Source organism: Spiribacter aquaticus, assembly GCF_007625215.1.
Classification (GTDB): domain Bacteria; phylum Pseudomonadota; class Gammaproteobacteria; order Nitrococcales; family Nitrococcaceae; genus Spiribacter; species Spiribacter roseus.
On sequence record NZ_VMKP01000003.1, the window covers coordinates 455872 to 472157 of the forward strand.

General features: G+C 66.1%; 16 protein-coding genes. 13 read left to right on the forward strand and 3 right to left on the reverse strand.

The genetic code is table 11. The features are described 5' to 3' along the window. A protein-coding gene (gene prfB, locus FPL11_RS08645; RefSeq protein WP_144348240.1) for a peptide chain release factor 2 occupies nt 1–1099 on the forward strand; the annotation gives its coding sequence in 2 pieces (ribosomal slippage) (nt 1–75 and nt 77–1099; 1098 coding nt in all). A 39-nt stretch (nt 1100–1138) separates the two neighbouring features. Next, on the forward strand, nt 1139–2626 hold the full coding sequence (lysS, locus tag FPL11_RS08650; RefSeq protein WP_144348241.1) for a lysine--tRNA ligase: 1488 nt from the start codon (nt 1139–1141) through the stop codon (nt 2624–2626). On the opposite strand, the gene FPL11_RS08655 is transcribed toward lysS, so the two are convergent. The 3 genes from FPL11_RS08655 to ygfZ are packed head-to-tail and all read right to left on the reverse strand — an operon-like array spanning nt 2623 to nt 8033. Beyond that, entirely contained in the window at nt 2623–5763 is a 3141-nt protein-coding gene (locus FPL11_RS08655) for an efflux RND transporter permease subunit (RefSeq protein ID WP_235013455.1), read from the reverse strand. The two genes, lysS and FPL11_RS08655, sit on opposite strands and share 4 nt — an antisense overlap. Next, complete coding sequence (locus FPL11_RS08660) at nt 5760–7040, reverse strand: efflux RND transporter periplasmic adaptor subunit (protein WP_144348242.1); 1281 nt, start codon at nt 7038–7040, stop codon at nt 5760–5762. Before FPL11_RS08660 ends, FPL11_RS08655 begins: the two co-directional genes overlap by 4 nt. 30 nt (nt 7041–7070) lie before the next feature. Further along, on the reverse strand, nt 7071–8033 hold the full coding sequence (gene ygfZ / locus FPL11_RS08665; RefSeq protein WP_159308484.1) for a CAF17-like 4Fe-4S cluster assembly/insertion protein YgfZ: 963 nt from the start codon (nt 8031–8033) through the stop codon (nt 7071–7073). Nucleotides 8034–8126: 93 nt separating this feature from the next. On the opposite strand from ygfZ, the gene FPL11_RS08670 reads away from it, so the two are divergent. The 11 genes from FPL11_RS08670 to FPL11_RS08720 all read left to right on the forward strand — a co-directional run bounded on the left by FPL11_RS08670 (nt 8127) and on the right by FPL11_RS08720 (nt 16188). Continuing rightward, nucleotides 8127–8315, forward strand: a complete 189-nt coding sequence (locus tag FPL11_RS08670) for a succinate dehydrogenase assembly factor 4 (RefSeq protein ID WP_144348244.1) — start codon at nt 8127–8129, stop codon at nt 8313–8315. A 108-nt stretch (nt 8316–8423) separates the two neighbouring features. Further along, on the forward strand, nt 8424–8804 hold the full coding sequence (sdhC, locus tag FPL11_RS08675; RefSeq protein WP_069133965.1) for a succinate dehydrogenase, cytochrome b556 subunit: 381 nt from the start codon (nt 8424–8426) through the stop codon (nt 8802–8804). Between the two features lie 11 nt (nt 8805–8815). Beyond that, a complete protein-coding gene (gene sdhD, locus FPL11_RS08680) occupies nt 8816–9196 on the forward strand; it encodes a succinate dehydrogenase, hydrophobic membrane anchor protein (protein WP_069133966.1) in 381 nt (126 codons plus the stop codon). A 4-nt stretch (nt 9197–9200) separates the two neighbouring features. Further along, complete coding sequence (sdhA, locus tag FPL11_RS08685) at nt 9201–10988, forward strand: succinate dehydrogenase flavoprotein subunit (protein WP_069133967.1); 1788 nt, start codon at nt 9201–9203, stop codon at nt 10986–10988. A gap of 18 nt (nt 10989–11006) precedes the next feature. Further along, nucleotides 11007–11786, forward strand: a complete 780-nt coding sequence (locus FPL11_RS08690) for a succinate dehydrogenase iron-sulfur subunit (RefSeq protein WP_069133968.1) — start codon at nt 11007–11009, stop codon at nt 11784–11786. A 15-nt stretch (nt 11787–11801) separates the two neighbouring features. Continuing rightward, a complete protein-coding gene (locus tag FPL11_RS08695; RefSeq protein WP_144348245.1) occupies nt 11802–12065 on the forward strand; it encodes an FAD assembly factor SdhE in 264 nt (87 codons plus the stop codon). After that, on the forward strand, nt 12010–12444 hold the full coding sequence (locus FPL11_RS08700; protein ID WP_144348246.1) for a protein YgfX: 435 nt from the start codon (nt 12010–12012) through the stop codon (nt 12442–12444). Before FPL11_RS08695 ends, FPL11_RS08700 begins: the two co-directional genes overlap by 56 nt. Nucleotides 12445–12529: 85 nt before the next feature. After that, nucleotides 12530–13117: an RNA polymerase sigma factor RpoE gene (rpoE, locus tag FPL11_RS08705; RefSeq protein ID WP_069133971.1), complete on the forward strand. Its 588-nt coding sequence runs from the start codon at nt 12530–12532 to the stop codon at nt 13115–13117. A gap of 5 nt (nt 13118–13122) precedes the next feature. After that, on the forward strand, nt 13123–13707 hold the full coding sequence (locus FPL11_RS08710; RefSeq protein WP_144348247.1) for a sigma-E factor negative regulatory protein: 585 nt from the start codon (nt 13123–13125) through the stop codon (nt 13705–13707). Beyond that, complete coding sequence (locus tag FPL11_RS08715) at nt 13691–14722, forward strand: MucB/RseB C-terminal domain-containing protein (protein ID WP_159308483.1); 1032 nt, start codon at nt 13691–13693, stop codon at nt 14720–14722. Before FPL11_RS08710 ends, FPL11_RS08715 begins: the two co-directional genes overlap by 17 nt. Before the next feature lie 5 nt (nt 14723–14727). Then, nucleotides 14728–16188, forward strand: coding sequence for a DegQ family serine endoprotease (locus FPL11_RS08720; RefSeq protein WP_186295112.1), 1461 nt, complete (start codon nt 14728–14730; stop codon nt 16186–16188). Nucleotides 16189–16286: the final 98 nt, after the last annotated feature.

The following is a 16286-nucleotide window of genomic DNA, read 5'->3' on the forward strand; positions in this document are numbered from 1 at the left end:
GTGCTCGACAGTAATCAGCTTGCCACCCAGCTTGACGATCTCAAGGGACGCTCCGAGTCCCTGAGGGGGTATCTTTGACCTCGCTGAAAAGGAGGAACGCTTCGAAGAAGTCACCCGCGAGCTCGAACAGCCCGATGTCTGGAACGACCCCGAGCGCGCCCAGAACCTGAATCGCGAGCGCGCGGCGCTGGACACGGTCGTCGCTCAGATGCGGGGCCTGCTGACCGGGCTGGATGAGGCGGGCGAACTGCTCGAGATGGCCCGGGAGGAGGATGACGCCGACACCCTGGAGTCGGTGGCGGCGGACCTCGCCGCCCACGAGCGCGTTGTCCAGTCGCTGGAGTTCCGGCGCATGTTCGCCGGCGAGATGGACCCCACCAACGCCTTTGTCGACATTCAGGCCGGCTCCGGCGGTACCGAGGCCCAGGACTGGGCCGACATGCTTTTACGCATGTACCTGCGCTGGATCGAGCACAAGGGTTTCAAGGCCGATCTGATCGAGGTCTCCGAAGGCGACCAGGCCGGCATCAAGAGTGCCACCATCCGGGTCGAGGGGGAGTACGCGTTTGGCTGGCTGCGCACCGAGACCGGTGTGCATCGACTGGTGCGCAAATCACCCTTCGACTCGGGCAACCGTCGCCACACATCATTCGCCTCGGTCTTCGTCAGCCCCGAGCTGGACGAGGATGTGGACATCGAAATCGATCCGTCGGATCTGCGCATCGATGTCTATCGCGCCAGCGGTGCGGGCGGGCAGCACGTCAACCGGACCGAGTCGGCGGTGCGCATTACCCATCAGCCCACCGGTATCGTGGTGCAGTGCCAGAATGACCGCTCGCAGCACAAGAACCGGGCGACCGCCATGAAGCAGCTGCGGGCCAAGCTCTACGAGCGCGAGATGGAGGCCAAGCGCGAACAGGCGGCGGCGGTGGAGGATTCGAAGTCGGATATCGGCTGGGGTAGCCAGATCCGCTCCTACGTGCTGGATCAGAGCCGCATCAAGGACCTGCGCACCGGCGTCGAGGTGGGCAACACCCAGGCCGTGCTCGACGGCGGTCTGGATTCATTCATAGAGGCGAGTCTCAAGGCCGGCCTGTAGGCGGGCGACACGCCGGACAACTCTTGGAACAGGAACAGCATGGCTGAAGAGCAGGATGAACACCGCCTTATCGCCGAGCGGCGGCGCAAGCTCGATGAGTGGCGCGCCGAAGGGGCCGCCTTCCCCAATGATTTCCGGCGTGACGCGCTGGCCGCCGATCTGCAGTCGCGCTATGCCGATCACGATGCCGAGCAGCTGGCGGCTACTCCGGTACGGGTACGCATCGGCGGGCGACTGATCCGCAAACGCGTCATGGGCAAGGCGAGCTTTGCAACGCTCCGCGACATGTCCGGCGACATTCAGCTGTTCGTACGCCGCGATGATCTGGCCGAGGGCCTGTATGCGGCATTCAAAGGCTGGGATGCCGGCGACATCATCGGCGTATCGGGCACGCTGATGCGCACCCGGACCGGCGAGCTCTCGGTGCATTGCGACCGGCTGGCGCTGCTGACCAAATCGCTGCGTCCGCTGCCCGATAAATACCATGGTCTGGGGGATACCGAGGCGCGCTACCGGCAACGCTATCTCGACCTGATGACCAACCCCGATTCGCAGCGGATCTTCACCGTGCGCAGTCGCATCATCCGCAGTATTCGCGAGGCCTTCCACGAGCGCGGTTTTCTCGAAGTCGAGACACCGATGATGCAGCCGATTCCGGGGGGCGCGGCCGCCCGGCCGTTCGTCACGCATCACAATGCCCTCGATGTCGATCTGTTTTTGCGCGTCGCCCCCGAGCTCTACCTCAAGCGGCTGGTGGTGGGCGGCATCGAGCGGGTGTTCGAGATCAACCGCAACTTCCGCAATGAAGGGGTCTCGACGCGGCATAACCCCGAATTCACGATGCTCGAATTCTACGAGGCGTACGCCGATTACCGGGACGCCATGGACTTTACCGAGTCGCTGCTGCGCCGGCTGGCCCGGGATGCCGTGGGCACCGAGCAGCTCGTCTGGCAGGGCGAGTCGATTGATCTGGCCCCCGCGTTCCGCCGGCTGAGCGTCCGGGACGCGGTCGTCGAGCACAACCCCCAGCTCGGTGCCGGGGTGGACGATCCGCAGGCCCTCGCCGGTTATGCCGAGTCACTGGGCATCGAGGTCGGCCCGCACTGGGGCAACGGCAAGGTCCTGCTGGAGGTCTTCGAGAAGACCGCGGAGGCCGCGCTCATCCAGCCCACCTTTGTCACCGACTATCCGGTGGAGGTCTCGCCGCTGGCCCGGCCACGGGATGACAACCCGGCGGTGACCGAGCGCTTCGAGCTCATCGTGGCGGGTCGGGAGATCGCCAACGGCTTCTCGGAGCTCAACGATGCCGAGGATCAGGCGCGCCGCTTCCGCCGCCAGGCCGAGGAGAAGGCCGCCGGTGACGACGAGGCGATGCACTATGATGCCGACTACATCCGCGCGCTCGAGTACGGCATGCCGCCGGCCGTGGGCGAGGGGATCGGCATCGATCGGCTGGTGATGCTGCTTACTGACAGCGCCTCGATCCGGGATGTGCTGCTGTTCCCGGCCATGCGCCCCCGCGACTAGTCGCCTGCCGCGCGCCGGCCGGGCAGGCGCTCGCCGATCGAGGCGTGCAAAGACAGCAACACCGGGATGACGAACAGCACCAGCAGGGTGGAATAGCCCAGCCCGAAGGCGATGGAGGTGGCCATCGGGATCAGGAACTGCGCCTGCAGCGATGTCTCGAACAGCAGCGGCGTCAGGCCGCCGATCGTGGTCAGCGAGGTCAGCATCACGGCCCTCAGGCGCCGCACCGCCGCCTCCTCAAGGGCGGCGTCCACGCTCAGTCCGGCGGCCAGCTGATCGCGGTAGAACGCCACCAGGATGATCGCGTTATTGACCACGATGCCCGAGAGGCCGAACAGACCGAACAGCGAGAGCACCGTGAGTTCGATGTTCATCAGCCAGTGGCCGACGATGGCCCCGACCAGTCCCAGTGGGATGACTCCCATGACGATCAGAGGCAGGGTCCAGGCCGAGAACACCCAGACCAGGACAACGGACATCAGGGCGAGGCCCAGATACAGGCCGAACTGCATGTCATCCAGCGTGTTGCGCTGATCCGCCTGGCGCCCCTCGAAGCTGTAATCGATGCCGTAGCGCTCGGCCAGCCGGGACAGCGCGCCGTCCTGCAGTGAGCCGATGATGCGATCGGCATTGGCCACCTGATTGTCCAGGGATGCCTGGATCTGCACCGCGCGCTCGCCATCGGCATGGCGGATCGCCTCGAAGCCGCGCTGCGAGCCGCGGTTGATCACCTGATTGACCGGCACGAACTCGCCGGCCGGCGTGCGGATGGTCAGTTCGTCGAGGGCCCCGATGCGTCGCTGCTCATCGCGGGGTAGCAATACCCGCACCTCCACTTCGTCGGGGCCGGACTGATAGATCTGGCTCAGCGCGCCATCGAACGCGGCTCGCAGCTGCGAGCCCACGGCCTGCGTAGAAAGGCCCAGCGCACGGCCCTGTTCATTGACCGAGAAGGTGATCTGCTGACGTCCGTAGGGCAGGTCATCACTGACGTCCACCACACCGGGAATGCCCCTGAGGGTCTCGGACAGCGACACGGCCGAGTTTTTCAGCGCATCGGTGCCCGCTCCGGTCAGGCGGACGGTCAGATCGGCACCCGGTGGACCGCCCTGGCGCGAGGTGATGGAAAAGTTTTCCATGCCCGGCGGCACCTGCGTGTTGGCTTTCCAGTCGCCGATAAAGGTGCTGTTACGGGTCGTGCGCGCGTCGGGGGGCGTGAGCTCCACCAGCATTGAGCCCAGGGCATCGCCCTGGGTGGCGCCGGTCCCGCCGACGGTACCGCCGGCCCGGGTGATGGCCGTCTGCACGAGATTCTCACCCGACTCCGCCTGTGTCTGGGCCAGGCTGCGCTCGAGCTCGTCGAGGAATGCCTCCATCTCCTGGCGATCCGTGCCGGCGACAAAGGTCGCGTTGGCGTAGACGATCTGGGACTCGGGCGTTGGGAAAAACGTAAAGCCCAGCCGTCCGCTGGCGAGCAGGCCAGCGGCCAGAACGACACTGGCGGCGGCGATTGACAGGGTCACCGCCCGGTGGCTAACGGCCAGACGGACGGCGCGCCGGAACCCGTTTTCGCGGAATCCCTCGAAGCCACGCTCGAACCGCGCCCGCCAGCGGCCGAGACCGCGCTGCGGCGATGGCGTTGGGGCGGTCGGTGTCTGAGGGCGGCTGCGCCCGGTGAACGCACCCCGCAGATGACCCGGCAGGACCAGAAAGCTCTCCACCAGCGACGCGGCGATGACGCAGATCATCACGATGGGGATGTCCCGCAGGATCTGGCCGATGGTCCCGCCGACCACCAGCAGCGGCATGAACGCCGCGACCGTGGTCAGCGACGAGGCCATCACGGGCCAGAACATGCGCCGGGCGGCGCCCTGCGAGGCCAGGAGTGCGGGTTCGCCGCCGCGGAAATGGGCATCGGCATCCTCACCCACGACAATGGCGTCATCGACGATCACGCCCAGCGCCATGATCAGCGCAAACAGCGAGATCATGTTGATGCTCCCGCCGATCAGCCAGAGGATGGCGAGCGCCGCGAGGAATGCCGAGGGGATGCCCACTGCCACCCAGAATGCAACACGGGCGGGCAGGAACAGGTAGAGCAGGATCAGGACAAGCACAAGGCCGCCCAGCCCGTTGCTGACCAGGAGGTTGATGCGGTCGCGGATCAACTGCCACGACTGGTCGTAGAGGGTCAGCTCGAGGTTGGCGGGCAGACGCGGCCGGGTATCGGCCACCCACTGCTCGAGGGCCTGAGCCGATTCCAGGCTGTCGCCGTGCTGGGCCCGCTGCAGGACGAGTTCGATGGCGGGGGCGCCATCATGGCGCATCAGCACCGAATCCGGCCTCGGCTCCTCGCGGATCGAGGCAATCGAGCCCAGCGTCAGCGAACTGCGCGGGTCACTGACAACCGGCAGTTCATCAAAACCCAGCACGTCGCGGCGCTGCTCGACGGCGCGCAGCTCCCGGCCCCCATCGAGGCTCCCGAACTCGCCGGCCGGGATGTCCGTGGAGCGACTGGCGATGCGATCGGAGAGCTGGGGCAGGCTCAGATCCAGCGACGGGATGCGCTGTGCCGGCACCGCCACCGAGATCTGCTGATCGGGCATGCCGTTGACGCTGATGCGATCGATGCCACGCTGGACGAGTTCGCGCTCAAATTGATCCGCCCATGTGCGCAGCGCCGAGCGGTCGACGTCGCCGTGCACCAGCACACGTCCCACCGGGTCGAATTCCGGCGCGCGGCTGATCTGGGGGGATTCCGCGTTGGCGGGAAAATTGCGGAAGCTGTCGACCTGCTCGCGTACGTCCGCCAGGGCCAGCACGGTGTCGGTGCCCTCGATGAATTCCAGCGTGATCGTGGCGATGCCCTGGGCCGAGGTCGAGGTCATCTTGCTGACATCAGGGACCGCCCGCAGACGCTCCTCGAGCGGCTCGGTAATGCCCCGCTCAACGTCTTCAGCCGAGGCCCCGCTCCAGACCACTGAAACTGTGATGACATCGATGGAAAAGTTGGGGAAGAACTGCACATTCATCCGTGAAATGGCGAAAAGCCCGCCCAGAATCATGAGGATCATGACCAGATGCGGGGCGACGCGGTGACGGGCGAAGCGCTCGAGCAGACCCGGCGATTCGCTCACGGCGATGCCCCGTCGTCATCGGCGGGCTGCACGCGCAGACCCTCCACCGCGTTGGGGAGCTGGGTGGTGGCGATCCGGTCGCCGGCGGTCAGCGCGCCGCTGCGGATCAGCGCGCGCTCGGTGCCATCAACGCGGGTGGTGCCGAGGTGCTCGACGGCCACCCGCTCAAGGCGGTCATCGCGGACCCGGTAGACCCGGTCGTTGCCGTACAGCGCGCTCTGCGGGACCGCGATGGTGTCAGGCATGGCCGGCATCCGCAGTTCCATGCGAATGACCTCACCGGGGCGCAGCGAGCGATCCGGTGCCTCGAACTGAAACAGCCCGGTGACGCCCCGGGCACTCGCTGAACCGCCAAGCCGCATGAGCCGCAGCGCCACCGTGCCGCCCAGCAGCTGGGCCTCGGCGGCCGGATGCTCGTCGCGGGCCAGCGCCCGCAGCAGCGGCTCCGCCCGTTGATTGGGGATCAGGGCGCGCACTTCGAAACCGTCTCGGGGGAGAAACGTCAGCAGCGCCTGACTGGTGCTGACCCGCTCGCCGGTGGCGACCTCGCGCCCGGTGATAATCCCGGCGCCGGGGGCTTCAACCCGCGAGCGTCGGGCGTCACGACGGGCGCTGCGCACATCCGCCTCGGCGGCCTTGCGGCGGGCCTGCAGCGAGGCAAGTCTGGCGTCGAATGTCGCGACCCGCTCCTCGCGGGTGTTCAGCGCGAGCCGCGCCTGGTTGAGCGCATCGCGGTTGGACTCCACTTCGGACGGCGAGGCGAGTTCATCGCTCTGCAGCGTGAGGGTCCGCTCGAGGGAACGCTGCGCGGTGTCCACCAGTGCCTGCTCGATCTCGAGCGCCTGCTGATCGCTCTGGTAAGCGCGGCGGGCCTCCTGGATCTGGGCCTGCAGGTCAGCAAGATTGGCCTCGGCGCGTCGCAGTGGCGGCTCGTAGTCGGCGGGATCCAGCGCGACCAGCAGATCGCCTTGTTCAACCGCGTCGCCATCGGCCACCGGCAGGCGGGCCACCCGCGCCGTCAGCGGCGCGTTGATCAAGAGTCGATCCGGATTCTCCACCTCGCCGGTGAGTGTCAATCGGGGCTGGTGCGTGCCCGGCTCGACCACGGCCGTGTCCACCCGCCAGGCCCGCTCGGCCACGTCCGCCCGCGGCGGCGTCGGCCCGGTCTGGGTGAGCCAGATGTAGCCGCCCGCCGCCAGGGCGATGATCAGCAGGGGCAGGATCAGTCGGACAAAGCCCAGCCGAATCCAGTGGCGGGCGCGCGGTTCGGAGGCCATAAGTCAATCGCCTGCGTTCGAATACCGCCGTCAGTGCGGCGGGGTGTAGGGGAGATCCAGGATCTCGAGGGTGCGTGTCGCGACGGACAGTGTCTGCCCGGCCTTTTCGATGCGGAGCACCGCCAGCAGTTCACTGCCACCACCGGCCGCCGCCGCGCTGATGACGACCCCGGCCTCCTGATCATCGGCGTCGAGCACCGCCGTGCCGGGTGCCGGTGGATCGTCGGCGATGGCCGCCCGGTAGAGTCGGCGTTTGAGCTGGCCGCGGTAATGCATGCGCGCGATCACTTCCTGACCGGGGTAGCAGCCCTTGTCATAACTGATCCCGCCCAGGGGTTCGAGGTTGAGCATGGTCGGCACGACGGATTCGCTGACCTCGCGGGTCAGTTCGGGGAGGCCGGCGCGGATCGACTGCAGACGCCAGAAATCCTCGCTGCCCTCGACGAGTGCGTGGCCAAAGCGGGTGCGCAGGGCGGCCAGCTGATCGGCGGGCGCGATGACCAGATAGCGCAGGTCAGCCGCGCCGGGCAGGGCGATGACATGCAGGTCGCCGGCCCGCACGACCTCGCCCGCCTGGGCGGGCAGGGTGCCGGCCGCCTCGCTCAGCAGGCTGGCGGCGGCCGGGCCGGCCATCCCCAGTGCCCCCTCATCGGGTCGCAGATCAGTGAGCGCGACCTGTGAGCGCAGAATGAACATCTGAAGGGTCGGGCGGATCGCCTCGATCAGGTGCGCATCGGCCAGCAGCAGCATGCCCGTGTCACTGGGGACGACGCGGAACACCGCGCGCGCCCGGCCCTTGGCATTGCACCAGGCGGCGAGTGCGCTGGCGGATGGCTCCAGTCCCGCAACGTCGGCGGTCAACTGGTTCTGCAGGAACGCAACGGCGTCGTCGCCGGCGACGTGGAGCAGGCCCAACGAGGGCAGGGGACAGATCAGTCCGCTGTCGTTGAGGGCCATCTCCATTTCATCGGGCGTATTCGCGGGTTCATGCATGGTCGGCTCCAGACGGTAGCGGATAGAATGTCGGCCTCCGCTGTCATAAATGATGCCATTTGCAGACCGCCTCGTGTAGCTGGAGGATCCGACATGACCGACGATCGCAAGACCCATCCGTCCGACGCTGAGGCTCAGGAGAGCGCTGCCGGGACCCCGTCACCGGAGACGGTGGATTGGGAGCGGCCCGAGACCTGGCCCAAAGAGGTAGGCGGTAAGCGCGGCCCGGAGCCGACCCGCTACGGTGACTGGGAAAGCAACGGCCGCTGCACTGATTTCTGACCGGAATCGAGGGCGGTTTGTTGCACTGCCGCGATATTGCGCGATGCGGCATCGAAGCGTAGTTTATCGGAATAATTCCAAAGATGATGACCTCCGGAGAGTGTTCAGATGAGTACCGATAACCGGCCCCTCTCGCCCCATCTTCAGGTCTACCGCCTGCCGTTCACCGCCCTGACCTCCATCAGTCATCGCATCAGTGGTGTATTGCTCTCCGGGGGCGCGCTGGTGCTGGTGTACTGGGTGGTGGCCGCGGCCGCCGGCCCGCAGGCCTACGCCACCGCCAGCAGCATCCTCTCGAGCCTGCCGGTCCAGGTGCTGATTTTTCTCTGGACCTTCGTCCTGTTCTATCACCTGTGCAACGGCATCCGTCATCTGGTCTGGGACGTGGGTTATGGTTTTGACCTGAAAACGGCGCAGCGCTCCGGGCAGATCGCCATTGGCGCGGCCGCCGCGCTCACCCTGATCGCCTGGCTCATCGCCCTGGTCTGAGGAGAACAGCAATGGATTATCGGACTCCCCTGAAGCGCGCACAGGGCCTGGGCGCCTCCCACCACGGCGTGGGCCATTGGTGGATGCAGCGGCTCAGTGCTGTGGCGATGGTGCCGCTGATGCTCTGGCTGGTGGTTGGCCTCGCCACGCACACCGGTGGTGGTTACGAAGGTGCCGTGGCCTGGCTGGGCAACCCGATCAACACCGTGGTGCTGGTGATCGCCTTCGGCGTGCTGTTCTATCATGCTTCGCTCGGGCTCCAGGTGGTCCTCGAGGACTACGTCAGCCACACGGGCACAAGACTGGCACTGGTGACCGCCGTGCGGTTCCTGGCCGCACTGCTGGCCGTCTCGGCGATATTCGCCCTACTCAAGATTGCGTTCGGAGGCTGACCGGATGAGCACCGATTACGAGATTATCGATCACACCTATGACGTTGTGGTGGTGGGTGCCGGCGGCGCCGGCCTGCGCGCGACCTTCGGCATGGCCGCCAAGGGCCTGAAAACGGCCTGCGTCACCAAGGTCTTCCCCACGCGGAGCCATACCGTGGCCGCCCAGGGCGGCGTCAGCGCGGCGCTGGGCAACATGGGCGAGGACGACTGGCGCTGGCATGCCTATGACACGATCAAGGGCTCCGACTGGCTGGGCGATCAGGATGCCATCGAGTACATGTGCCGCGAGGCGATCCCCGCGATCATCGAACTCGAGCACTACGGCGTGCCCTTTTCGCGGACTGAGGAAGGCAAGATCTACCAGCGGCCGTTCGGCGGCATGACCACCCGGTTCGGCGAGGGGACCGCGCAGCGCACCTGTGCCGCCGCCGACCGGACCGGGCATGCGATCCTGCACACGCTCTACCAGCAGTCGATGGCGCACTCGGCCGACTTTCACATCGAGTTTTTCGCCCTTGACCTGATCATGGAAAACGGCGCCTGCCGCGGAGTGATTGCCCTGGAGCTGGCCACTGGCAAGATCCATCGCTTCCGGGCCCATATCGTGGTGATGGCCACCGGCGGTTACGGCCGCGCCTGGTTCTCCTGCACATCGGCCCATACCTGCACCGGCGATGGCGGCGGCATGGTGCTGCGCGCCGGCCTGCCGCTGCAGGACATGGAGTTCACGCAGTTCCATCCGACCGGGGTCTACGGCGCCGGATGCCTCATCACTGAAGGCGTCCGCGGCGAGGGCGGCTACCTGACCAACTCCGATGGCGAGCGCTTTATGGAGCGTTACGCCCCCAACGCCAAGGACCTGGCCTCGCGCGACGTGGTGTCACGCTCAATGACCGTTGAGATCCGCGAGGGACGTGGCGTCGGGCCCAACGCCGATCACATCCATCTGCATCTCGAGCACCTCGGCCCCGATGTCATCAACCAGCGGCTGCCGGGGATCGCCGAGACCGCCAAGATCTTTGCGGGTGTCGACGTCACGCAGTCGCCCATCCCGGTGCTGCCGACCGTGCACTACAATATGGGCGGCATCCCCACCAACTATCGGGCTGAGGTGGTGGCACCCCGCGATGGCGACCCGGATGCGGTGGTGCCCGGGCTGATGGCGATTGGCGAAGCCGGCTGCATCTCAGTGCACGGCGCCAATCGTTTGGGCTCCAACTCGCTGCTTGACCTGGTGGTGTTCGGCCGCGCGGCGGCGATCCGGGCGGCCGAGATCGTGGCCGAAACCGGCGAGCATAAGCCACTGCCGGCGGACAGCGCCGACTACGCGCTCACGCGGCTGGATCGACTGCGCCATGCCAACGGCAGCCATCCCACCGCCAGCATCCGTGAGCAGATGCAGAAGACCATGCAGGAATACGCCGCCGTGTTCCGCACCGAAGAGACGCTCGCCACCGGCCGGGAGCGCATCCACGAGATCCACGCCATGCTTGAGGATGTGCAGCTTTCCGACCGGTCGCTGATCTGGAACACGGATCTGGTGGAGAGCCTCGAGCTCGAGAACCTGCTGGGCAATGCGGTCGTCAGCATGGATTCGGCGCTGAACCGGCAGGAGAGTCGCGGTGCCCACGCCCGCGAGGACTACACCGAGCGTGATGACGAGCACTGGATGAAGCATACCGTGTCCTGGATGCAGGACAGTGGCGAGGTCCAGCTTGACTACCGGCCGGTACACATGACGACGCTTTCCGATGAGATGGAAGTGATTCCGCCCAAAAAGCGCGTGTACTGATTCCAGGAGAGATTAGCGATGGCTCAGTTCGTACTACCCCCCAATTCCCGGATCAAGCAGGGCGAACACCACGAGGCGCCTGACGGGGTCAGTAACACCCGGACCTTCAAGGTCTACCGCTGGGAGCCGGACAAGGGGGAAAACCCGCGTCTCGACACCTACGAGGTGGATCTCGATACCTGTGGCCCGATGGTGCTCGACGCCCTGGTCAAGATCAAAAACGAGATCGACCCGACACTGACTTTCCGGCGTTCCTGCCGCGAGGGCATCTGTGGGTCGTGTGCGATGAACATTGATGGCCGCAACACCCTGGCGTGCATTCAGGCCATCGATGAAATCGACGGTGATGTGCGGATCTATCCGCTGCCCTCCATGCGGGTGGTCAAGGATCTGGTGCCGGACATGACGCATTTCTATGCCCAGTACGCGTCGATCCGCCCGTGGCTGCGCACCGAGACGCCGACGCCCCCGGATCGTGAGCGGCTGCAGAGCCCTGAGGACCGCGAAGAGCTGGACGGTCTCTACGAGTGCATCCTGTGTGCCTGCTGCCAGACCTCATGCCCCAGCTACTGGTGGAACCCCGACCGTTATCTGGGACCGGCCGTGCTGTTGCAGGCCTACCGCTGGATTGCCGATTCGCGCGATGAAGACACCGCTGGTCGCCTTGACGACCTCGATGATGCGTTCAAGCTCTATCGTTGCCACACGATCATGAACTGCGCATCCGCCTGTCCCAAGGGTCTGAACCCCGCCAAGGCAATCGCTGAGATCAAGCGCATGATGGTGGCCCGCCAGTAAGCGGCGGTACGATCCGTGAGCGAGCGATCGAGATTGCGCTGGCGATGCCGGCGCGGAACCACGGAACTGGATCGACTGCTGACCCGGTTCCTGGACGCGCCGGCCCAGGGCTATGACGCGCTTGATGCCGAGGGACGCGAGGCGTTTGACCGCCTTCTGACCATCGAGGACGACCACCTCATCGACTGGCTGGTCAATGGTCAGCGGCCCTCGGAGGAAAGCCTTGTCGACCTCGTCAACCGCATCCGCCACGCCTCCGATCTACCGACTCACGCCTAGCGCCTGGTTGCGTGGGGCGCTGATCGCACTGTTCCTGCTGGCGGTTCTGGTGGCGCTGGTCGCACCCGGGCTGGCCCCGACCCTGCGGATTGCGGCGCTGATCCTGACCCTCGCGGTGGCGGCGTGGACGGTGCCCCGGCACTGGCCGACGCAACCCCGGGCGGTTCAGGCCTTTCAGCTTGAATCCGGTCATTACGTGTCGATATGGCGGTATGATGGGGCACAGGCCCGGTATCGTCTCCGGGACAGTCGGATCTGGCCGGCGCTGGTGGTGCTGGCGCTGGCTGACGGCAGGGATCGCCGGGCGCTGTTCATACCGCGGGACGCTCTCGGGGGCGAGGCCCATAGGCAGCTGCGCCGGGCCGTGAGCGCATGCTGAGGCGTTTGCCGGTGTCGGGGCGATCCGCTAGCCTCCTCAGGATGAATGAACTTCTACCAGACTCACGGGTCATTGCGGAGGGTGAATGAGTACCGCCAATGCGGACAAGGAGCTGGTAGAGCGTGTTCAAGCGGGTGACAAGCAGGCCTTCGACCTGCTGGTGCTCAAGTATCAACACAAGCTCGTCAAGCTCATCTCCCGGTACGTGCATGATCACGCTGAGGCGATGGATGTCTCCCAGGAGGCATTCATCAAGGCCTATCGGGCGTTGCCGAGGTTCCGTGGCGACAGCAGCTTCTACACCTGGCTCTATCGAATCGGGATCAATACGGCGAAGAACTATCTGGTCTCACAGGGTCGGCGGCCACCGGATAACGACATTGATGCCCAAGATGCTGAACGATATGACATCGAATCGCGTCTGAAGGATCAGGAGTCGCCGGAAGCGCTTGCGCAGCGGGACCAAGTGCAGGAGACAGTGGTCAGCGCCATCGAGGATCTGCCCGATGACCTGCGCACGGCGATCACCCTGCGTGAGTTCGACGGTCTCACGTACGAGGAAATCGCCGAGGCAATGGACTGCCCGATAGGAACGGTTCGGTCACGGATATTCCGTGCCCGTGAGTCAATTGATAAGCGGCTGCGGCCGCTGGTGTCCGGTACAGACGGGTGATAGCGATGCAGGATGATACGGATCAACAACTCTCGGCCTATGTAGACGGCGAGCTGGGTCGTGATGAAAGTCGCTTTCTGGAGCGCCGCCTGGCCGCCGATCCGGGGCTGAGGCAGGCGCTCGAGCGCTACCATTCAATGCGGGCCGCCGTGCGTGGCGAGCATGTCGCCGGTGTCGAGGGGCTGGCGGATCGGGTGCGCGGGCAGCTCGAGGCAGAGCCCGCCCACGAAGCGGACGACGCCCTGGCCCAAGCCAATTGGCGACGGGCTTCGTTCATGGTCCAGCCGGTGGCGGGGTTGGCCATCGCGGCGAGTGTCGCGCTGGGGCTGGTGGTCGCCTGGCCGATGTTCACCGCGCCCTCGACGCCGGCACCCACGGCTACCCCCGTGCAGATCGCGGCGGAACCCACCAACGGCAGTCTTTCGCGGGTGGGCGGTCCTTCAGCGGCCCGGCAGGACGACGACGTCGACGCACAGGTGCGACGTCAGCTCCAGCCCTATTTCATCGATCACAATGACCAGACCACGGCCCGGCCCATTGGCGGGACTCTGGAGTCGGCGAGAATCATCGGTCATGACCGCGAACGCTGATCCATCGTGGCGGCGCGGCCGCCGACGCGGTGCGACCGGCCTACTGGCGCTTGCCCTGTTGCTTGCCACCCCGGCAGCGGCGGAAACGCCGCGCAGCGCCAGCGGGTGGCTGGAACATGCCAGCGATGCGATGGGGCGTCACAGCTTTGTTGCCGATGTGATCTATGAACAGGGGGCGCATGTCGAAGCGCTGCGGCTGTGGCGCGATGCCTCCGTAGCGGACGGCAGCCGTGAACGGCTCATGTCGCTCTCAGGCCCCCCGCGCGAGATTCTCAGAACGCCGACCACCACCACCTACATTTCTCCCACCGCCGCTCCCCATCCCCGTCAGCGCTACGCGAACCGCTCGCTGCGGCTGCCCGATCCGGATGCCATTGATCGGCTCGATCAGTCCTACACGCTCAATCTCGAGGGACAGGGGCGGGTCGCGCAACGCGCGGCGCAGCGGCTTCGCGTGATCCCGCAGGACGATCTGCGGTATGGGTATGCGCTGTGGCTCGACCAGCAGACCGGCATTGTGTTGCGGGCCGATATCCTCGAGCCCGGCGGCTGGCCGGTGGAGCGCTTCATGGTGGTCGAGCTGAACCGTCGTGAGGCAATGGATCCGAGCCTGCTTGATCCGGTGCTCGCTGACGAGGGCGCGACTTTCGAGCGGGCGACCCGCGGGAATGCGGCGGCCGATCAGGATGGCCCGGTCCATGGCGACTGGTCGTTGACCGATCCACCCCCCGGCTTCACCCGACAGGCGGATCGCACCCAGGCGCTGCCGGGCTACGAACGGCCGGTTCGGCACCTGGTGTTCTCCGATGGCATCGCCAGTGTTTCGGTCTACATCAAGCAATCCGAGGCGGCCGAGGCGCTCCAGGGCGCGATGAGCATGGGCGGTGTGAACATCCATGCGCGAACGCATGACGGTGTCCAGATTCTGGTTGTCGGGCAGGTGCCGGCAATCACCGTGGAACGGATGGCCAATGCCATGGTCCGCTCCAGTCAACCCAACGCGACAGGGCAGTAAACCGAATGACCCTCTTACGATCGATTTCCCGTGGCACCCGCCGGGGGGCCATGGCCCTGATGGCGGTCACGATGCTGGTGGCGCCGGGTGTCGGCGCCCAGAATCTGCCGGATTTCACCGACATGGTGCGCGAAAACAGCCCGGCGGTCGTCAATATCAGCACGACCCAGGCCCAGCCGGAAGGCCGCGCCCGCATGCCCGATGTGCCGGGCATGCCCGACCCCGAGGATCTTCCCGAGGGGCATCCATTCCGTGACTTCATGGACCGGTTCATGGATGACGAAGGGCCGGAGCAGGCGCCGCCGCGCCGCGACGCCCGGTCGCTGGGCTCCGGGTTCATCATCTCCGAGGACGGCTACATCCTCACCAACAATCACGTGGTCGAGGACGCCAGCGAGATCATCGTCCGGCTGAACGATCGCCGCCAGATGACCGCTGAACTGGTCGGCGCCGACGACCGGGCGGATCTCGCCCTGCTCAAGGTGGATGGCGAGGATATGCCCACGGTGGAAACCGGCCAGTCCTCCGAAGTCGAGGTCGGTGAGTGGGTGCTGGCCATCGGTGCGCCGTTCGGTTTCGAATATTCGGTCACCGCCGGCATCATCAGCGCCAAGCAGCGCAGTCTGCCCATGGAAAACTACATTCCCTTCCTGCAGACCGACGTGGCGATCAACCCGGGCAATTCCGGCGGCCCGCTGTTCAATCTCGACGGCGAGGTGATCGGGGTCAATTCGCATATCTACAGCCGCTCCGGGGGCTTTCAGGGCATCTCTTTCGCGATTCCCATCGAGCTGGCAATGGATGTGGCTGATCAGCTGCGTGACGGGGGCGAAGTCAGCCGGGCCTGGCTGGGCGTCGTGATCCAGGATGTCACCCGCGATCTGGCGGAATCCTTCGGCATGGATCGGCCCGAGGGGGCCCTCATCGCCCAGGTCCTGCCGGACAGCCCCGCCGCGGCCGCCGGTATTGAGCCGGGGGATGTAGTGCTTGAGTTCGACGGCAATGATGTTGCGACGTCGGGTGCCCTGCCACCGATCGTGGGCCAGGCGACCGTCGGCTCGACCGTACCAGTGGTGGTGATGCGCGATGGCGAGCGTCAGACGCTGGAGGTCACCCTGGCTGAATTGCCGGACGATGCCGGCCAGCGTGGTGGTGGGTCGCCGCAGACCGAACCCGGCGCGTTCGAGGAGCTGGGACTGATGCTGCAGCCCCTGACGGCCGAGCGCCGTGATGCGTTGGGCCTGGAGCCGGATGTTGACGGGCTTGTCGTGGCCGGCGTTGATGGCGGTCCGGCCGCCGAGGCGGGGATCGAGCCCGGGGATGTCATCGCCCGGGTCAACCGTTCCCCGGTCGAGGGGGTCGAGGCGTTCCGCGAGATCATCGCCGACATGGAGTCGGGACGCCGTGTCCCGCTGCTGGTACTGCGTGACGGGAGTCAGCGGTTTCTTGCCCTGCGTATCCCCTGATCGGTATCGTACCGCGATAGCGTGTCGGCCCTGCGCCGATGAGGCCGCGGTGGCATCAAGCCGCCGCGGCTGATTTGTTTCCGCAACCGGCCCGACCC